We start from the raw sequence: 536 nt of genomic DNA, 5'->3' as shown, positions 1-536 counted from the left end.
CAAATGAAAATAGAAACTTCACGGAAGTTTTTGGACTGCACGATTATCGCATACTCATTTCTGAGAAATGGATACAACTTCGTCTTACAAACGTCTTGAAAAATGGAAATCGCACACAAGAATGGCACATCCATCAGAGAAATTCCGATGAAAGAAGAGTATGGCTTGTCCATGCTTCTTGTATCGGGTTTTCTCCAAGGCTGTGCAGCCAAGCATGAAAGTGGTCATTGAGGTTTACATCAATGACTTCTTTCTTGCGGTGGAGTATGCAAACAAAATGGTACAGCAAAACAAGGAATGGTGTTTCTTTTGATCGGTTAGCCTGCAACCGACAAAAAGAAACACTTTTCCTCATGCCGTACTACTGAGACAGGAAAGGGTGGCGTGCCACTGTTTCATGTCGTTTGGATTGTGCGATAAAAAATGGAACTGCGAGTTGTGGCTATAAAAGTCAGCCGTTGTCAGCACGGCAAACAAAGAAAAGTCCTTGGCAGTATAGTCTTGAAGTATTTCAAGGCATACCGCCAAGGATTTTT

At 42.0% G+C, this 536-nt stretch carries 1 protein-coding gene; it reads left to right on the top strand.

Annotated features, from left to right (window positions below; genetic code table 11):
- A partial coding sequence (locus KTQ90_RS13565) for a hypothetical protein (RefSeq protein ID WP_217318857.1) occupies nucleotides 1-218 on the top strand: 218 nt, incomplete at its 5' end.
- Nucleotides 219-536 lie beyond the last annotated feature (318 nt).

Source organism: Leyella stercorea (assembly GCF_019052365.1).
Classification (GTDB): domain Bacteria; phylum Bacteroidota; class Bacteroidia; order Bacteroidales; family Bacteroidaceae; genus Prevotella.
This window is presented reverse-complemented; position numbering and strand designations above follow the sequence as displayed.